This window comes from Mesorhizobium sp. M0751, assembly GCF_040320265.1.
Lineage (GTDB): Bacteria > Pseudomonadota > Alphaproteobacteria > Rhizobiales > Rhizobiaceae > Mesorhizobium.
In genome coordinates this window covers 125,630-142,295 of the sequence record NZ_JAMYPH010000016.1, presented here as the reverse complement: position 1 = coordinate 142,295, position 16,666 = coordinate 125,630, and the positions used below count along the sequence as shown (strand labels likewise).

Here is a 16,666-nt window from a genome sequence, read left to right as displayed (position 1 = left end):
GGTAATCATGCCTGCGGGAGAGCGCAAGCGCCGCTTCCTCATGGCTTTTGCTGCGCTGCAGCATCGGGCCCTTGCATTTCGATGGGAACTGGGCCATATGCGGCGGCATAGGCGCTTGGGCCGGGATAATCCGGCCTTCTCGATGAATGAGACTGGTTGCGTCTGTTTTCCCTCTTCCCGACAGATCGGCAAGGCGGCGAAAAAGCCCCGTGGCATGATGCCTGCGGGCACGACAGCGCAGCCGTGTGGACGATAACGTCCGCCCGCCTTGTCGTTTCATGACAATTTTCGACGGCAGGTTGCGCCCTGCCGCCATTGATGTTTGCGGCCAGGAGCCGCATGAAAGAAGAATATTTTGACCAATGAAAACACTTTGACCGGTAAGGACACTGGGACCGGTAAGGACACTGGGGAACTGAACGGTTTCGCAGCACTTGGAATTGCCGGCGCACTGCTCAAGGCCACCAATGCCGCCGGCTTTACCGATCCGAAGCCGATCCAGGCCCAGGCGATCCCGCCGCAGCTCGAAGGCCGCGACATTTTCGGCATCGCCCAGACCGGCTCGGGCAAGACGGCGGCGTTCGCGCTGCCGATCCTGTCGAAGATCATCGCACTCGGCACCAAGCGCCGGCCGAAGACGGCCCGCGCGCTGATCCTGGCACCGACGCGCGAACTCGCGGTGCAGATCGAGGAGATGATCAAGCTGCTCGCCAAGGGCGCGCATGTCTCGACCGCGCTGGTGCTTGGCGGCGTCTCGCGCTTCAGCCAGGTGAAGAAGGTTGCGCCCGGCGTGGACATCCTGATCGCAACCCCCGGCCGGTTGACAGACCTTGTGCGTGAAGGCGACCTCGTGCTTGCCGACACCAAATGGCTGGTGCTCGACGAAGGCGACCGCATGCTCGACATGGGCTTCATCAACGACGTCAAGCGCATAGCCAGGGCGACGGCGCCGGACCGTCAGACGGTGCTGTTCTCGGCAACCATGCCGGCCGAGATCGCCGAACTGGCGAAAGGCCTGCTGAAGAACCCGATCCGCGTCGAAGTCGCTCCTCACAGCACCGCGGCCGCCGAGATCGTGCAGGGTGTCGTCTTTGCCCGCACCAAGCAGAAGCGCCAGGTGCTGGCCAACATGCTTGCCGATGAGGCGATGAAGTCCGTCATCATCTTTTCGCGCACCAAGCATGGCGCCGACAGGGTGACAAAGGACCTCGAGCGCGACGGCTTCAAGGCCGCCGTCATCCACGGTAACAAATCGCAGAACGCCCGCCAGAAGGCGCTCAACGATTTCCGTGAGGGTTCGGTGCGCATTCTCGTGGCGACCGACATTGCGGCGCGCGGCATCGACGTGCCCGGCATCAGCCATGTGGTGAATTTCGACCTGCCGGACGAGGCGGAGAGCTATGTCCACCGCATCGGCCGCACCGGCCGCAACGGCATGGACGGCATCGCCGTCACGCTCTGTGACCCGTCTGAAAACAGCAAGCTGCGTCAGGTCGAGCGCATCATCCGCACCAAGCTGCCGATCGTTGCCGACCATCTCGGCAGCCCCGATCCGCAGCGCAATCCCGCCGAGAAGAACGAGCGCAGCTTCGAACCGGCCAATGATCGCAACGACCACAATGGCCGCCGCGACGGCAGGCGGCCCGGCGGCGTAAACAACGGCTTCGGCAAGAAGCGGTTCGGCGACAAGCCGGCCTTTGCGGGCGAGCGCAAGCCGGAAGGCGCCAAGCCCTTCAAGGGCAATAACAAGCGCCGCTTCGGCGGCAAGCGGCCGGCAGCGCGGGCCGCATAATTTGACCGCGTTGCAGTCGGCCAAGCCTGGCTTGGTCATTCACGATTGATGAGGGCGACCCAAGCGAAGCTTCGGTCGCCCTTTTGCTTGAGGGCCTTTGGTTCACTTCACCACCGCCTCGATCCAAATGACAATCCGCCGCGCGAGGAAAGCCGTGGTCGATGGCGACAGCGCGTCGCCGGCAATGACCTGGCGCCCCAGCGACCCGCAAACATGATCGTCGCCCCGTCACTGATCCTATTCGACCGGCGGCTTGCGGTCGAAATTCAGCGGCCGCGCATTCCAGCGGGTGACCGTGCTGATCACCCATCGGCAGAACGGCCTCGGCAGCATCCTGAGCAGCTTCAGCGTCCAGCTCAGGCGGCGTGGGAAAGTGACTTCGAAGCCGCCGTATTCGATGCCTTGCGCGATGCGGCGCGAGGCCAGATTGACCGGCATCAAGCCCGGCATCGGCAGGAAGTTCTTTTCGGTCAGCCGCGTGTCGACAAAGCCCGGATTAATCACCTGGATGCGGACGTTCATCTTGTCGAAATCGTATTTCAGCGACTCGGCCAGGATATTGACTGCCGCCTTGGTGCCGCCATAGGCGGCGGTGGTCGGCCAGCCGAAATAGGCGGTGACCGAACCGATCAGCACGACATGACCGCGCGAGCGTATGCGCATGCGTTCGATGACAGGCACCAGGCCATTGATGATGCCGAAATAATTGACCTCGAAAGACCGACGGAAATTGCGCGCCACAAGATCCTCGCCCGGCGTTGCGATATAGCTTCCAGCGTTGAACACTGCCAACACGATCGGACCGAGATCTTTCTCGATCGCTGCAACCGTCTTCGCCATACGTTTTTCGTCGGTCACGTCGCAAGGATAGGCTGCGACACGGCCCGCCATCTGCGCCGTTTCGACGATGAGCGTATCGATCGGATGGTCATCGGGCGCAGTCACCGCGACGACATAGCCCCGAGCGGCAAGATCCTTGGTCAGCGAACGGCCGATACCGCTGCTGCCGCCCGTAATCCAGGCGACGCCATGCTTCGGATTGGCCCGATAGAGTGTCATGTTGCGCCCCGCCGGCTCTTCTTAGCCTGTGCACTACCGGTGAAGAAATCGAATGAAAAGAGTGCTTTTCGGTACATGGTTGAAATGAATACCGGCCGGGCGCTCCTGGCTGCAGGAATTGCAGTGTGCGAAATGCGACTGGACCAGGCAAATTCTTGCCTTGAAACCGAAGCTTCGGGTTTCTAGGGTTTCGCCGCACCCACAAAGGAATCTCCATGCCCCGTTCTGTGATCGACGTGATCGGCAACACGCCCCTGATCCGCCTCAACAAGGCCTCGGAAGCAACCGGCTGCGAGATCCTGGGGAAGGCCGAATTCATGAATCCCGGGCAGTCGGTAAAGGACCGCGCCGGCCTGTTTATCATCCGCGATGCGGAGCAGCGCGGGCTGCTGCGGCCCGGCGGCGTCATCGTCGAGGGGACGGCTGGAAATACCGGCATCGGATTGACACTGGTTGCCAAGGCGCTCGGTTATCGCACGGTGATCGTCATTCCCGACACCCAGAGCCAGGAGAAGAAGGATACGATCAAACTGCTCGGCGCCGAGCTGATCGAAGTGCCCGCCGTGCCTTACAAGAACCCGAACAACTACGTGAAGCTGTCGGGCCGGCTGGCCGATCAGATGGCGAAGACCGAGCCGAACGGCGCGATCTGGGCCAACCAGTTCGACAATGTCGCCAACCGTGACGGCCATATCCGCACCACGGCCGAAGAAATCTGGAACCAGACTGCCGGCAAGGTGGATGGTTTCGTGTCGGCGGTCGGTTCCGGCGGCACTCTGGCAGGCGTCGGTTTCGGGCTGAAGGCCAAAAACAACCAGGTCAAGATCGCGCTGGCCGATCCGCTGGGGGCAGCGCTCTATTCCTTCTACACCAGCGGCGAGCTGAAATCCGAGGGCAGTTCGATCACCGAAGGCATCGGGCAGGGGCGGATCACCGCCAACCTCCAAGGCTTTACACCCGATTTTGCCTTCCAGATCCCCGACGAGGACGCACTGCCGATCGTATTCGACCTGATCCAGGAGGAGGGGCTTTGCGTTGGCGGTTCGACGGGCATCAACATTGCCGGCGCCATTCGCCTGGCGCGCGAGCTAGGCCCCGGCCACACCATCGTGACCATGCTTTGCGACTACGGCACGCGCTACCAGTCGAAGCTGTTCAATCCTGAATTCCTGCGCGAAAAGAAGCTGCCGGTGCCGGGCTGGATGGAGCAACAGAGCACGATTTCGGTGCCATTCGAAAGGGTTGCGTGATGGCGCACAAGACCGAAGCGCTGTTTCGTGACGACGCCTATCTGGGGACGGCCGACGCCACCGTCGTCGCAGTCAACGATCGCGGCGGCATCATTCTGGACCGGACGGTGTTTTACGCCACATCGGGCGGGCAGCCGGGCGACACCGGTAGCCTCGAACGCGCCGACGGCACCGGCATAGCGATTGCCGCTACGATCACCGGCGAAACCAAGGACGAGATCATCCATGTGCCGGCGCCGGAGCAGGCAGTTCCAAAGGTGGGCGAGCGCATGAGGCTCGCCATCGACTGGCCGCGGCGGCAGTTGCTGATGCGCATGCATTCTGCCTGCCACCTGCTTACGGTCGTCTGTCCGTTCCCGATCACCGGCGCCGCGGTTTCCGAGGACGACAGCCGTATCGATTTCGACATCCCGGACGCCGGCTTTACCAAGGAAGACGTGACGGCCAGACTGATGGAGCTGGTGCGAGCCGACCACCCGATCTTCACCCGGCTCATTTCCGACGAGGAACTGGCATCCAATCCGGGCCTGGTGAAATCCAAGAATGTGCGGCCCCCGGCCGGCACGGGAAAGATCCGATTGGTCTGCATCGGCGAGAACGCCTCGATCGACAGCCAGCCTTGCGGCGGCACCCATGTAAAGAGCACCAGCGAAATCGGCGAGATCCATATCGGCAAGATCGAGAAGAAGGGTCGCGAGAACCGGCGCTTCCGCATTCGCTTTGGTCCTATGCCACCAGCCTGATATAGGACTGCGACGGGCGGGACAGGAGAGAAAAGATGGCCGACGACAGTCCTTTCACCATCGATGCCGATTGGTTACAGAAGCGGCTCGGCGAGCCCGGCCTGACGATTGTAGACGCGTCCTGGTATCTGCCGGCGCAAAAGCGTGACGCGCGCGCCGAGTATGACGCAGCGCATATTCCAGGCGCCCGCTTCCTCGACCAGGATGCGGTTTCGGACCCCGACGCGGCTCTGCCGCACACGCTGCCGTCGCCGCAGCATTTCGCGCAATATGTCGGCGCGATGGGTATTTCGGCCGATGACACGATTGTTGTCTATGACGGGCCAGGGTTCTTTTCTGCACCGCGCGCCTGGTGGTTGTTTCGCGTCATGGGCGTGTTCCAGGTCTATATCCTCGACGGCGGCTTCGACCGTTGGAAAGCCGCCGGACGGCCGGTGACGGCGGAGCCGACGAAGATCGCGCCTTGCGTGTTTTATGCCAACTTCGATGCGGCCCGCGTCGCCAGCCTTGCCGACATGCGCCGGATCGCCGAGACGGGGGGGAGCCAGATCGCCGACGCGCGCTCGCCTGGCCGTTTTGCCGGCACCGAGCCGGAGCCGCGCCCCGGCATCCGCTCCGGCCATATGCCGGGCGCGCACAACGTGCCGTTTTCGGCGCTTTCGGAAAACGGCGAATTGTTGCCGAAGGACAGGCTACGCAAAGTGATCGAAGGAGCAGGCATCGACCTGTCGAAGCCGGTCGTCACCTCCTGCGGGTCGGGCGTCACCGCGGCAGCCATCACGCTGGCCTTGGAGACGCTTGGCCATGCCGACAACAGGCTTTATGACGGTTCATGGACCGAATGGGGCGGGCTTTCCGACACGCCCGTCGTGACGGGCAAGGACTGACGGGGATGGAAGACGGATCGCTGGAAGACATCGACGTCACCGTGACGTTTCTCGAAATGCATGTGCCGCCTGCCTATTCGCCGCCGCTGCCCTACAACCGCCAGATCGCGCTGCTCAAGACCAAAGACATTCCGCTGCATTTCTACCGCTATTTGATGGATCGGGTGGGCCGCAAATGGCACTGGGTCAATGTGCTGAGGCTGAGCGACGAGGAGCTTGCGGCGGGCATCCACCGCGAGGACCGCGACATCAGGGTGCTTTATCTGGATGGTGCGCCGGCCGGCTTCTTCGACCTCAAGCCGCATTTGCCGGAGGAAGTCGAACTCGCTTATTTCGGAATGATGAAGCACGCGACCGGGCAAGGCATCGGCCGCTGGTTCCTCGGTGCGGCGATCGCCGCAGCCTGGTCGCACGGGCCAAAGCGGGTGACCGTGCAGACCTGCACCCTCGATCACCCAGCGGCACTGCCGCTCTATCAAAAACTCGGCTTTACGCCAGTGGCGCAAAAAAAGGAGGTCGTACATCCGATGTCTTTTGCCGATCGCGCGGCCAGCGTTATGCGGCCCTGATTTTCAGGCCCGTTCATCCGAGCTTCAGCCTGTCTTTGCAACGTCCCGGGGTCTGGATCAACACTCAAAGGCGGACCCGACTTGAATGTGCTTGGCTCTTTCCATATCGCTGTCGTCTAAAAACCGCTCGTGATGGAGGATCGCACGATGGCAATACGCGTGGTAATGGCCGGCGCGACCGGCTGGGTCGGCAAGGCGCTGGTTCCGGCGATCGGGGCGCAAGGCGACATGGCGCTGGCCGGGGCTGTGTCACGCAGCGGCGCGGGGCAGGATTCCGGCCTGCTGGTTGGCATGCCGGCTAATGGTATCACCGTTTCGGCCACGCTGGCCGAGGCGCTGGAGGCGCCGTCGGACGTGCTGGTCGACTTCACCAAGCCGCATGTCGTGAAGGACCATGTGCTGCTCGCCATCGACAAGGGACGGCACACGGTGATCGGCACGTCGGGACTGGGTGCTGCCGACTATGCCGAGATCGACGCCGCGGCGCGCGCCAACGGCGTCGGCGTCGTTGCCGCCGGCAACTTTTCCATCACCGCCACGCTGATGAAGCGGTTTGCACTTATGGCGGCAAAATACGTGCCGGATGTCGAGGTCATCGATTATGCCAGTGCAAAGAAGCCCGACGCGCCCTCCGGTACCGCACGGGAGCTTGCTGAGGCGCTGGCCGACATCCGCAAGGCCTCAACGGCAAAGCCGGTCTCCGAGGTCTCTGGCGTGCCCGCTACACGCGGTGGTGCGGTCGGCGCAGGCGAGGGGGTGCAAGTGCACGCGCTTCGCCTGCCGTCCTACATCCTGTCTTGCGAGGCGCTGTTCGGCCTGCCAGACGAGCGGCTGACCATCCGCCACGACGCTGGCTCGTCCGCGGCGCCTTACGTGGCGGGCACGCTGCTCGCCATCAGACGGGTGCAGCAGATCAAAGGTCTGGTTCGTGGTCTCGACGCGCTGATGGATTGATCCATTTCGGCAGGAATCGGGTGGGAAGCTCCGTCTTGCGAGCATAATCTCCAGTCGACACACCGGAGATCATGCCATGACGCTAAAATTCAAAGCCTTGCCAACCGATGCCGTCCGGGCACTTCAGCGCGGCGGGGCGGATGCTTATGGCCTTAAGCCAGAGCGGCAGATTTCGGACGGCGACGGCGTGCCTTGCCGTCACTGCCTGAGAAACGTTGCTACGGGAGAAGCCTATCTTGTTTTGGCTTATCGGCCTTTTCCGGAGCTGCAGCCTTATGCCGAAACCGGGCCGATCTTTCTTCATGCTGAAGAATGCGAACGCGCTGTCGAGGTTGAGTTGCTTCCCGAAATGCTCGAAAGCAGCGATTACATCGTGCGCGGTTATGGCAAGGACGACCGCATCGTTTACGGCAGCGGCGGCGTAATTCCGACCGACGCCATTGCCGCACGGGCAGAGACGTTGTTCGAACGCGACGACATCGCTTACGTCCACATCCGCTCGGCGCGCAACAATTGCTATCAGTGCCGGATCGACCGCGCGTAACCGGACAGGCTGCACCGGCTTGGGGCTGTCGTACTCCCGTCGCATACCGGCGGTAGAAAGTCACTGTCGATCGATTTGCCGACCGCGGATGAACCGGCGGGAATTTTCGACAATCGAGGAAGCGGGGCTTTGGCTCCGCTTTTTTGTTGTCCGGTCATTCCGCGCGCCTCGACACTTTTCAGTTTTTCGACATAAGAAAAAACCCGTCGGACGAATCCGACGGGCACTGGAGAGGCAGATTCGGACAGCTCAGGCGGCGAGAACGGCCTTCGGCTCGACCAGCTCGTAACCGAGCGCTTCGGCCACTGCGCGATTCGTGATCTTGCCCTTGTGGACGTTCAGCCCGTTGCGCAGATGGTGGTCGTCTACCAGCGCCTTGAGGCCCTTGTCGGCGAGCTGCAGGCCATAATGCAGCGTCGCATTGTTGAGCGCGTGGGCTGAGGTGACCGGCACCGCACCCGGCATGTTGGCGACGCAATAGTGGATGACGCCGTCGACCTCATAGGTCGGCTCGGCATGGGTCGTGGCGTGCGAGGTCTCGAAACAGCCGCCCTGGTCGATGGCGACGTCGACCAGCACGGCGCCTTTCTTCATGCCCGACAGCATTTCGCGCGTCACCAGCTTGGGTGCTGCTGCCCCCGGGATCAGCACGGCGCCGACGACTATGTCAGCCGAAAAACATTCTTCCTCCAGCGCCTCGACGGTCGAGTAGCGGGTGTGGACGCGGCCGCCAAAGATATCGTCGAGCTGACGCAGGCGCGGGATCGAGCGGTCGATGATAGTGACATCGGCGCCAAGGCCGGCCGCCATCCGTGCGGCATGCAGGCCGACGACGCCGCCGCCGAGCACAGTGACCTTGCCGGGCAGCACGCCGGGCACGCCGCCAAGTAGCACACCGCGGCCACCATTGGCCTTTTGCAGCGCCGTGGCGCCCGCCTGGATCGACAGGCGGCCGGCGACTTCCGACATCGGTGCTAGGAGCGGCAGGCCGCCGCGCTCGTCGGTGACGGTCTCGTAAGCTATCGCGGTCACGCCGGAGGCCAGCAGGCCCTTGGTCTGCTCCGGATCCGGAGCAAGATGCAGATAGGTATAGAGGATCTGGCCGTCGCGGAGCTGAACCCATTCGTTGGGCTGCGGCTCCTTGACCTTCACGATCATGTCCGACTTGGCAAACACGTCGGCGGCCGTCTTGGCAATCGTGGCGCCGGCGGCACGATACGCGTTGTCGTCGGCGCCGATGCCGGCGCCAGCGCCGGTCTCGACCAGCACTTCATGGCCATGCGCGACATATTCGCGGACCGAACCGGGTGTCAGGCCGACGCGGTATTCATGGTTCTTGATTTCCCGGGGGCAACCGACGCGCATTTTTTTCTCCTGATCCGTCCCCTTTTTGGGGCTGTTCCCTGTCCAGAGATAGTGAACCACGAATCGCTCGGTAGGTGTTTGCGAATGCGCTTGCCTGAGAGGCCACTGTTCGATAATCGTTGCGCAAAACATTGGAATTGTCGCAGGAACCCGCAAAAATGCCGCTCGACAGGATTGATATCGCCATTCTCGAGACATTGCAGAAAGACGGGCGGATACCGAACGCAGCGCTCGCCGAGAAGGTTGGCCTGTCGCAGTCGGCCTGTTCGCGGCGACTGGACAATCTGGAAAAATCCGGAACCATCCGCGGCTATCATGCCCGGCTTTCCAATGCTGCACTTGGCCACCAGATGACGGCGATCGTGCATATATCGCTGTCCGGGCAATTCGAGAAGACGTTGTCGGATTTCGAGGCGGCGATAAAGCGCTGCCCGAACGTCCTGTCCTGCCATTTGATGTCGGGCGAATATGACTACATCCTGCGCATCGCGGCAAAGGATCTCGTCGACTACGAACGTATCCACAAGGAGTGGCTGTCGGCAATGCCGCATGTGACGAAGATCAATTCGTCTTTTGCCTTGCGCGAAATCGTCGATCGCACTGCCGTGGGAATGAAGCCCGAGCTCGCCTAGGCCCCGAATTCGCCTAGGTGTTGAATGCCTCGGTCACCACACGGTCCATCGGAATGTCGTGCGGCTGTGGGTAGATGGTGACGATGCGCTGCAGTTCGTAGCCGACGCCGATGACCAGCGGTTTGGAGGGCATCGCGGCAAGCGTGCGATCGAAGAAGCCGCCGCCATAACCCAGGCGAAACTGCCCGGGATCGATGCCGACAATCGGCGAAATGACGATGTCGGGCAGCACCGGATCGCCGTCAGCCGGTATCGGGATATTCCAGACGCCCTTCTCCAGCCGGTCTCCGTGGGTATAGGCGCGAAAGACAAGCGGCCGGTCTTTCTCCACGACGACGGGCAACGCCGTGCGCCCGCCCCGCGCGTTAACGGTTTCCATCCACGGGCGCAGGTCCGGCTCGCCGCGAAATGGCCAATAGAGGCTGACCATGCGGCCGGCGATGTCGCCGATCACCGCGTCGAGCCCTTCGGCAATGCGCTGCGACATGGCTGCGCGCGTGTCGGCTGAAACGGCAAGGCGGGATGCGATCAACCGCTCGCGCTCGGCCTTGCGCCAGCGCCTTACGTCGGTCCAGTCGGATAGCGGCGCTTGGAACTCCGGGTCGGGCTCGTGCATAAAACAAGGCGGCGAGGCGTACTGCGCTGAGCCTTCGTCTTCATCCCTAGCCATGCTTCACCTGCAATATACTGTTCCAACCAAGTCGTATCCTGGACGTAGGCTATATCTGGGAACGAGTCTGCAGCATGTGTATTCACGACATCAAGAGACGAGTCCCAGGCAGTTGCAGCGCAGGCATTGCTGCACTGCACAACGATACTTACATCAGCCTTGGCGAGAGGGATGAGTGAGATGAACACAGCCAACCATCACGTCGTCGTCGTAGGTGCCGGTTTCGGCGGCCTCGAGTTCACCCGCGCACTTGCCGGTGCGCCGGTGCGCATCACCATGATGGACAGGCGCAATCATCACCTTTTTCAGCCGCTGCTCTACCAGGTGGCGACGACGGCGCTGGCCACCTCCGAAGTGGCCTGGCCGATCCGCCATCTCCTGCGCAGGCGCAAGGACGTGACGACGCTGCTCGCCACCGTGACCGGAATCGACCGCGGCGGCAAGCGCGTGCTGCTGCAGGACGGCGGCACGGTCGCTTACGACACGCTGGTGCTGGCCACCGGTGCGCGGCACGCCTATTTCGGCCATGACGAATGGGAGCCGTTCGCTCCGGGCCTGAAGACGCTGGAGGACGCCACCACCATTCGACGGCGTATTCTTTTGGCTTTCGAGCAGGCCGAGCGGGAAACCGATCCCGCCAAGCGCCAGGCACTGCTGACTTTGGCGATCGTCGGCGGCGGGCCGACCGGCGTGGAACTGGCCGGCACCATTGCCGAACTGGCGCACGACACGCTGCGCGGCGAGTTCCGCAACATCGATACGCGCGAGACGCGTGTGGTGCTGATTGAGGCCGGCGACCGTATCCTCTCCAATTTCGCTCCCAAACTCTCCGATTATGCAATGAAGGCGCTCGAACGGCTCGGCGTAACCGTCGAACTCGGCCGTGCGGTTACGCGCTGCGATGTCGAGGGTGTCGTCTTCGGCGACACACATTTGCCGGCCAGGACAATCCTGTGGGCGGCGGGCGTCGCCGCTTCGCCGGCCGCCGAATGGCTCGGCGCGGCAGCGGACCGCGCGGGCAGGGTGCTTGTCGAGCCCGACCTGAGTGTGCCGGGAAACCCGGAGATTTTCGTCATCGGTGACGCAGCGCACGTCCTGCGGCCGGATGGCCGGCTGGTGCCAGGTGTCGCACCCGCCGCCAAGCAACAGGGACGGCACGTCGCCGCGACGATCAGGGCAAGGCTTGCCGGTGACGCGACACCGCGTCCTTTCAGCTACAGGCATGACGGCGATTTGGCGACGATAGGCAAACGCGCGGCGGCCATCGATTTCGGCTGGATCAAGCTTACCGGCCGGCTTGCCTGGTGGTTATGGGGCTTGGCGCATATCTACTTCCTGATCGGCTTTCGTAACCGGCTTGCGGTTTCCCTGAGCTGGCTATGGATCTACTTCACCGGTCAGCGCAGCGCGCGGCTGATCACGCAGGGCGACGACGATAAGGGCTGACTGTTCGCTGCCGGATATTCATCGGCGCGTCACCTCCTCTTGATGGAATCGGCTTCTGGACTCGGCTGGATTTCGGCGCGAAGCTTTGCTTCGGGCAGGACTTGTCACGTCGCGGAAGAAAGAGAAAACGAATGTCCCAATTGCGCCACCTCGTCTCACGCCGCGATTTCCTCGCCGGCGTAGCTGCCACCGGAGCGCTGATCATGCTGCACCCGTTCTCCGCCCGGGCTCAAGCCAATCAGGCGCACCTGAGGATCATGGAGACGACCGACATCCACGTGAACGTGCTGCCTTACGATTACTACGCCGACAAAGCCAACGACACGATGGGGCTGTCGCGAACGGCATCATTGATTGAGGCCGTGCGCAAGGAAGCAACCAACGGGATGCTGATCGATAATGGCGACCTTCTGCAAGGCAACCCGATGGGCGACTACATCGCCTACGAGAGGGGGATGAAGGACGGCGATCTGCATCCGGTCATGAAGGGCATGAACCTGCTCGGCTACGAATGCTCGACGCTGGGCAACCACGAGTTCAACTATGGCCTGTCGTTCATGGACAAGGTGCTGGCCGGTGCCAATTTCCCGTTTGTCTGCGCGAACCTGATCCGCGGCACGGAGCTCGCCGCGAACCCGCGCGACGACAAGCTTTATCTCAAGCCTTACGTCATCCTCGACAGGAAGATCAAAGACGGGTCGGGCGCCGAGCAACCGATCAGGGTCGGCATCATCGGCTTCGTGCCGCCGCAGATCATGGTCTGGGACCTGAAAAATCTCGAGGGCAGCGTCAAGACGCGCGACATCGTCGAGGCGGCCAAAGCGTGGGTGCCGCAAATGAAGGAAGAAGGCGCTGACATCGTCATTGCGCTCTCCCATTCCGGCATCGACGTGAAGCAAAGCGACATGATGGAGAATGCCTCCTTCTTCGTTGCCGGTGTCGAAGGTATCGATGCGGTGTTCACCGGCCACCAGCATCTGGTCTTCCCCGGCAAGAAGGACTTTCAATCACTGGACGCCGTCGATACGGCGAAAGGCACGTTGCAAGGCAAGCCCGCCGTCATGGCCGGCTTCTGGGGCTCGCACATGGGGCTGATCGATCTGTTGCTGGAGCGCGACGGATCGACGTGGAAAATCGTTTCGACGACCTCTGAGGCCAGGCCGATCTTTGAGCGGGTCGACAAGACGAACAAGCCGACCGTCGCGGATGACAAGCGCATCGTCGACGCGCTCAAACAGGACCACGAGGCGACGCTTGCCTATGTGCGCCGGCCGGTCGGCAAAACCTCGGCGCCGCTCTATTCCTATTTTGCGCTGGTCGCCGACGATCCGTCGGTACAGATCGTCAGCCAGGCGCAGACCTGGTACTTGAAGGACATCCTGAAGAACACCGAGTGGAAGGATATGCCGCTGCTGTCGGCAGCGGCACCGTTCAAGGCGGGAGGGCGCAACGGCGCCGACTATTACACCGACGTGCCGGTGGGCGATATCGCCATCAAGAACGTCGCCGATCTCTACCTCTATCCAAACACGGTGCGCGCCGTCGAAATCACCGGGGCAGAGGTGAAGGAATGGCTGGAAATGTCGGCCGGCACCTTCAACCGGATCGAACCGGGCAATGCCGACCAGGCGCTCATCAACACTGACTTTCCATCCTATAACTTCGACGTGATCGACGGCGTCACCTACAAGATCGATCTGTCGCAGCCACCGAAATATGATCCCAAGGGCGGGCTGGTGAATGCCGGCTCGAACCGCATCATTGACTTGATGTTCAACGGCAAAACAATTGATCCAAAACGGAAATTCGTCGTCGCCACCAACAACTACCGGGCCGGCGGCGGCGGCAATTTCCCGGAGATCAATGCCTCGAAAATCATCTACGAAGCGCCCGACACCAACCGCGACGTGATCGTGCGCTATATCGTCAGCAAAGGCACCGTCAATCCGTCGGCGGACGCCAACTGGTCGTTTGCGCCACTACCGGGAACCAGCGTCGTATTCGAGACCGGCGCCAAGGCGAAGGATTTCATTGCGCAAGTGAAGTCGCTGAAGATCGAGCCGGCGGGCGAGGGCGAAGCAGGCTTCGCAAAATACCGCATCACTCTTTGAGGATTTGAGCGTCGGCTCGAAACTGTCTCAGGGTTAAGAAAATGTCCCGATACGGCAGCCACTCCCAGGCAGGGGGACCTTGTCAGGAGGTGGTACGAAACGCCGCTTGACGGCGGGGGCGTGTGGAGACCGAGGCGAGGCCAGCAAGAATCCCAGGGCAACTAGATTAAGGCTCGCTAAAAATTCGGGGGGCCTCCCAAGCAGCGTTGGAATCGCTATGGTTGCAAGCGTCCATATGCGCTAGTTTTAGTCATGCGTTATGTCATCGTCATCACGACTGTCACCTTTTTCCTGATCTGGGACGGCATTTACAACCAAGGCCGCTACCTCGACAGGACGGTCAGGGAGGTGACCCGCATCGTGCACTATGTAACCAGCATGGTGTAGTTTCTCTTCGCTGCTACGGTTCGCAGACGCGACAAACCTGCCGATTGACGGCACGCTGCCGCTGACACAAAAGAACGCCGGTCCAACGGTCGAGGAGGCTGGGTTGATCCGGCATATCGTTTTCTTCAGCGCACGGCATAAAGCGGATGTCGAGGCAGTGCGCACGGGCCTCTTGGCGCTTGGCAAGATACCTCATTCGCGTCATTTCGAGGTGACGCTCAACACTAAGGTCGACCCGCTCTCGGATGAGATCGATGTGGTCGTCTATGCCGAGTTCGAGGACGAAGCGGCGCTCGCCGCCTACAAGGCGCATCCGCTCTATGCAGAGACGACCAGCCGGGTCAAACCGCTGCGCGAGTTGCGTTATTCGGCCGATATCGTGGCAAGTTGACCAGCCGCTGTCTCCTACGGAGCCGGCCAAGCCCTTGAACCATTTTCAGGAATGAGGCACATCGCGCGGGACATGACCGAGAACGCCCCCGCAAGCCCTCATCCGCTCGATCACCTGGTGCTGCCGACCGCGAGCCTCGATGTTGCGCGGGCGCGCTTGACCTTGCTCGGCTTTACCGTTGCGCCGACAGGTATCCACCCTTTCGGAACGGAAAACTGCTGTGTCTTTCTCACCGACGGTACCTATCTCGAGCCGCTCGCAGTCGCTGACCGGCAGGCCGTGGCAACGGCGATCGCGAACCGCAATGTCTTTGTCGCGCGTGATCGCACGTATCGCGAAGAAAACGGCGATGAAGGATTTTCTGCAGTGGCGCTGGGCACCGAAAGCGCCGCCGCGGACCACGCGCGCTACATGGAAGCCGGTCTGTCGGCGGGAGACGTGCTCAGCTTTTCGCGCGCCTTCACCGATGCGGCGGGAAAGAGCGACACCGCATCGTTCAAACTGTCTTTTGCGGCTACAGGCAAGACAACGGACGCTTTTCTCTTCGCCTGCGAGCGGATCAATGCGCCGAACGTCGACCGCACTGCGTTGCAGGCCCACGCTAATAGCGCAACCGGCATTGTCGAAGTCGTGGCAGTCACTGGCGAACCTTTCGAACAAGGCCATTTGATTTCGATCTCAGCCGGAATCGAGGTGCAGTGCGGCGGCACTGTCTATGAGCTGCCGAATGCCGTCGTGACCGTTCTGGATCCTGCAGCCTATTCGGCACGCTTCGGCATTCCTGCCGGCGCACCATCTGAACTCCGCTTTGCTGGGATCGTCTTTTCGATTAGGCACGGCGATGCCGTCGCCAAGCTGCTTGCAGCCAATTCCGTCGAACATCACATGCGCGGCGGTGATATTATCGTGCCGCCGGCGCCAGGGCAGGGCGCAGCCTTCATTTTCCGGGAGATCGCATGAACAAGCTCAATCCACTGATGCCGAACTCTTCCGTTGCGGTCGGCAAGGTCATTTTCGGCAACAGCGCGCCCCTGTCGCTGATCGCCGGTCCATGCCAGTTGGAATCGCGGCAGCACGCTTTCGACATGGCCGGTGCGCTAAAGGGCCTGACCGAAAGGCTCGGCATAGGGCTCGTCTACAAGACCAGTTACGACAAGGCCAATCGCACCTCGCTTGGCGGCACGCGCGGTGCGGGACTTGAAGCGGCAATGCCGATCTTCGACGATTTGCGCAAGAATTTTTCGCTGCCCATCCTGACCGACGTCCATACTGAGGAACAATGCGCGATCGTCGCGCCGCATGTTGATATCCTGCAGATTCCTGCCTTCCTTAGCCGGCAGACCGATTTGCTGATTGCTGCGGCAAGAACCGGCAAGGTGGTCAATGTGAAGAAGGGGCAATTCCTCGCGCCGTGGGACATGAAGAATGTCGTCGCCAAGATCATCGGCTCCGGCAACGCCAATGTCTTGGTCACCGAGCGCGGCGCTTCCTTTGGTTACAACACCCTGGTGTCCGACATGCGGGCGCTGCCGATCATGGCCGAGATCGGCGCGCCGGTGATTTTCGATGCCACCCATTCCGTGCAGCAGCCGGGTGGGCAGGGCGGTTCGTCTGGAGGTGACCGGCGCTTTGTCGAGACGCTGGCGCGCGCGGCCGTCGCGGTTGGCGTCGCCGGCGTCTTCATCGAGACGCACCAGGACCCCGACAACGCGCCTTCCGACGGTCCCAACATGGTGCCGCTGAAGGATCTTCCCGCATTGCTTGAACGGCTGATGGCGTTCGATCGCATCGCCAAAAGCGTGGGTTGAACCAGCAGTTGCGCCACAGCAGCGCGGCCAAGAAAACTTTGAAGAATTTCGAACCCGC

17 protein-coding genes are annotated in these 16,666 nt (G+C 61.8%); 14 read left to right on the top strand and 3 right to left on the bottom strand.

The window, feature by feature from the left end; translation table 11 throughout:
- Positions 1–355 precede the first annotated feature (355 nt).
- A complete protein-coding gene (locus NKI19_RS23290; protein ID WP_352491383.1) occupies positions 356–1,792 on the top strand; it encodes a DEAD/DEAH box helicase in 1,437 nt (478 codons plus the stop codon).
- 237 nt (positions 1,793–2,029) lie between these two features.
- Here NKI19_RS23290 and NKI19_RS23285 read toward each other — a convergent pair whose 3' ends face one another.
- Positions 2,030–2,851, bottom strand: coding sequence for an SDR family NAD(P)-dependent oxidoreductase (locus NKI19_RS23285; RefSeq protein ID WP_352491382.1), 822 nt, complete (start codon positions 2,849–2,851; stop codon positions 2,030–2,032).
- 215 nt (positions 2,852–3,066) lie between these two features.
- On the opposite strand from NKI19_RS23285, the gene NKI19_RS23280 reads away from it, so the two are divergent.
- From NKI19_RS23280 to NKI19_RS23255, 6 genes are all read left to right on the top strand, one after another.
- Entirely contained in the window at positions 3,067–4,101 is a 1,035-nt protein-coding gene (locus NKI19_RS23280; protein WP_352491381.1) for a cysteine synthase A, read from the top strand.
- The gene (locus NKI19_RS23275; protein WP_352491380.1) at positions 4,101–4,844 is read left to right on the top strand and encodes an alanyl-tRNA editing protein; all 744 of its coding nucleotides are present in this window, start codon (positions 4,101–4,103) and stop codon (positions 4,842–4,844) included. The genes NKI19_RS23280 and NKI19_RS23275 overlap by 1 nt, the downstream gene beginning before the upstream one ends.
- Positions 4,845–4,879: 35 nt before the next feature.
- The gene (gene sseA, locus NKI19_RS23270; RefSeq protein ID WP_352491379.1) at positions 4,880–5,731 is read left to right on the top strand and encodes a 3-mercaptopyruvate sulfurtransferase; all 852 of its coding nucleotides are present in this window, start codon (positions 4,880–4,882) and stop codon (positions 5,729–5,731) included.
- A gap of 5 nt (positions 5,732–5,736) precedes the next feature.
- Positions 5,737–6,300 (top strand): GNAT family N-acetyltransferase, encoded by a 564-nt coding sequence (locus NKI19_RS23265; RefSeq protein ID WP_352491378.1) that lies wholly within the window; start codon positions 5,737–5,739, stop codon positions 6,298–6,300.
- 147 nt (positions 6,301–6,447) lie between these two features.
- On the top strand, positions 6,448–7,254 hold the full coding sequence (gene dapB / locus NKI19_RS23260) for a 4-hydroxy-tetrahydrodipicolinate reductase (RefSeq protein ID WP_352491377.1): 807 nt from the start codon (positions 6,448–6,450) through the stop codon (positions 7,252–7,254).
- Positions 7,255–7,330: 76 nt separating this feature from the next.
- A complete protein-coding gene (locus tag NKI19_RS23255) occupies positions 7,331–7,798 on the top strand; it encodes a DUF1203 domain-containing protein (protein ID WP_352491376.1) in 468 nt (155 codons plus the stop codon).
- A gap of 249 nt (positions 7,799–8,047) precedes the next feature.
- Here NKI19_RS23255 and ald read toward each other — a convergent pair whose 3' ends face one another.
- Positions 8,048–9,163 (bottom strand): alanine dehydrogenase, encoded by a 1,116-nt coding sequence (gene ald / locus NKI19_RS23250; RefSeq protein ID WP_352491375.1) that lies wholly within the window; start codon positions 9,161–9,163, stop codon positions 8,048–8,050.
- A 158-nt stretch (positions 9,164–9,321) separates the two neighbouring features.
- Between ald and NKI19_RS23245 the strand changes: the two genes are divergently transcribed.
- On the top strand, positions 9,322–9,795 hold the full coding sequence (locus tag NKI19_RS23245; RefSeq protein WP_023675099.1) for an Lrp/AsnC family transcriptional regulator: 474 nt from the start codon (positions 9,322–9,324) through the stop codon (positions 9,793–9,795).
- A 13-nt stretch (positions 9,796–9,808) separates the two neighbouring features.
- On the opposite strand, the gene NKI19_RS23240 is transcribed toward NKI19_RS23245, so the two are convergent.
- Positions 9,809–10,465 carry a 5-formyltetrahydrofolate cyclo-ligase gene (locus NKI19_RS23240; RefSeq protein WP_352566215.1) on the bottom strand — a complete coding sequence of 219 codons (657 nt, stop codon included), beginning with the start codon at positions 10,463–10,465 and terminating at the stop codon, positions 9,809–9,811.
- 180 nt (positions 10,466–10,645) lie between these two features.
- Here NKI19_RS23240 and NKI19_RS23235 point away from each other — a divergent pair, with 180 nt between their 5' ends.
- From NKI19_RS23235 to kdsA, 6 genes are all read left to right on the top strand, one after another.
- The gene (locus NKI19_RS23235; RefSeq protein WP_352491373.1) at positions 10,646–11,911 is read left to right on the top strand and encodes an NAD(P)/FAD-dependent oxidoreductase; all 1,266 of its coding nucleotides are present in this window, start codon (positions 10,646–10,648) and stop codon (positions 11,909–11,911) included.
- A 131-nt stretch (positions 11,912–12,042) separates the two neighbouring features.
- Positions 12,043–14,022 carry a bifunctional 2',3'-cyclic-nucleotide 2'-phosphodiesterase/3'-nucleotidase gene (locus NKI19_RS23230; RefSeq protein ID WP_352491372.1) on the top strand — a complete coding sequence of 660 codons (1,980 nt, stop codon included), beginning with the start codon at positions 12,043–12,045 and terminating at the stop codon, positions 14,020–14,022.
- A 252-nt stretch (positions 14,023–14,274) separates the two neighbouring features.
- Positions 14,275–14,409, top strand: coding sequence for a hypothetical protein (locus NKI19_RS23225; protein WP_292655342.1), 135 nt, complete (start codon positions 14,275–14,277; stop codon positions 14,407–14,409).
- Between the two features lie 103 nt (positions 14,410–14,512).
- Positions 14,513–14,800 (top strand): Dabb family protein, encoded by a 288-nt coding sequence (locus NKI19_RS23220; protein ID WP_254817185.1) that lies wholly within the window; start codon positions 14,513–14,515, stop codon positions 14,798–14,800.
- A 72-nt stretch (positions 14,801–14,872) separates the two neighbouring features.
- On the top strand, positions 14,873–15,760 hold the full coding sequence (locus NKI19_RS23215; protein WP_352491371.1) for a VOC family protein: 888 nt from the start codon (positions 14,873–14,875) through the stop codon (positions 15,758–15,760).
- Entirely contained in the window at positions 15,757–16,608 is an 852-nt protein-coding gene (gene kdsA, locus NKI19_RS23210) for a 3-deoxy-8-phosphooctulonate synthase (protein WP_352491370.1), read from the top strand. Before NKI19_RS23215 ends, kdsA begins: the two co-directional genes overlap by 4 nt.
- Positions 16,609–16,666: the final 58 nt, after the last annotated feature.

Coding starts and splice junctions, on each gene's coding strand:
- NKI19_RS23240 (WP_352566215.1), bottom strand. CDS start 10,465: ATGGCTAGGGATGAAGACGAAGGCTCAGCGCAGTACGCCTCGCCGCCT.
- NKI19_RS23225 (WP_292655342.1), top strand. CDS start 14,275: ATGCGTTATGTCATCGTCATCACGACTGTCACCTTTTTCCTGATCTGG.
- NKI19_RS23215 (WP_352491371.1), top strand. CDS start 14,873: ATGACCGAGAACGCCCCCGCAAGCCCTCATCCGCTCGATCACCTGGTG.
- sseA (WP_352491379.1), top strand. CDS start 4,880: ATGGCCGACGACAGTCCTTTCACCATCGATGCCGATTGGTTACAGAAG.
- NKI19_RS23265 (WP_352491378.1), top strand. CDS start 5,737: ATGGAAGACGGATCGCTGGAAGACATCGACGTCACCGTGACGTTTCTC.
- kdsA (WP_352491370.1), top strand. CDS start 15,757: ATGAACAAGCTCAATCCACTGATGCCGAACTCTTCCGTTGCGGTCGGC.
- NKI19_RS23255 (WP_352491376.1), top strand. CDS start 7,331: ATGACGCTAAAATTCAAAGCCTTGCCAACCGATGCCGTCCGGGCACTT.
- NKI19_RS23235 (WP_352491373.1), top strand. CDS start 10,646: ATGAACACAGCCAACCATCACGTCGTCGTCGTAGGTGCCGGTTTCGGC.
- NKI19_RS23230 (WP_352491372.1), top strand. CDS start 12,043: ATGTCCCAATTGCGCCACCTCGTCTCACGCCGCGATTTCCTCGCCGGC.
- NKI19_RS23285 (WP_352491382.1), bottom strand. CDS start 2,851: ATGACACTCTATCGGGCCAATCCGAAGCATGGCGTCGCCTGGATTACG.
- NKI19_RS23245 (WP_023675099.1), top strand. CDS start 9,322: ATGCCGCTCGACAGGATTGATATCGCCATTCTCGAGACATTGCAGAAA.
- NKI19_RS23275 (WP_352491380.1), top strand. CDS start 4,101: ATGGCGCACAAGACCGAAGCGCTGTTTCGTGACGACGCCTATCTGGGG.
- dapB (WP_352491377.1), top strand. CDS start 6,448: ATGGCAATACGCGTGGTAATGGCCGGCGCGACCGGCTGGGTCGGCAAG.
- ald (WP_352491375.1), bottom strand. CDS start 9,163: ATGCGCGTCGGTTGCCCCCGGGAAATCAAGAACCATGAATACCGCGTC.
- NKI19_RS23280 (WP_352491381.1), top strand. CDS start 3,067: ATGCCCCGTTCTGTGATCGACGTGATCGGCAACACGCCCCTGATCCGC.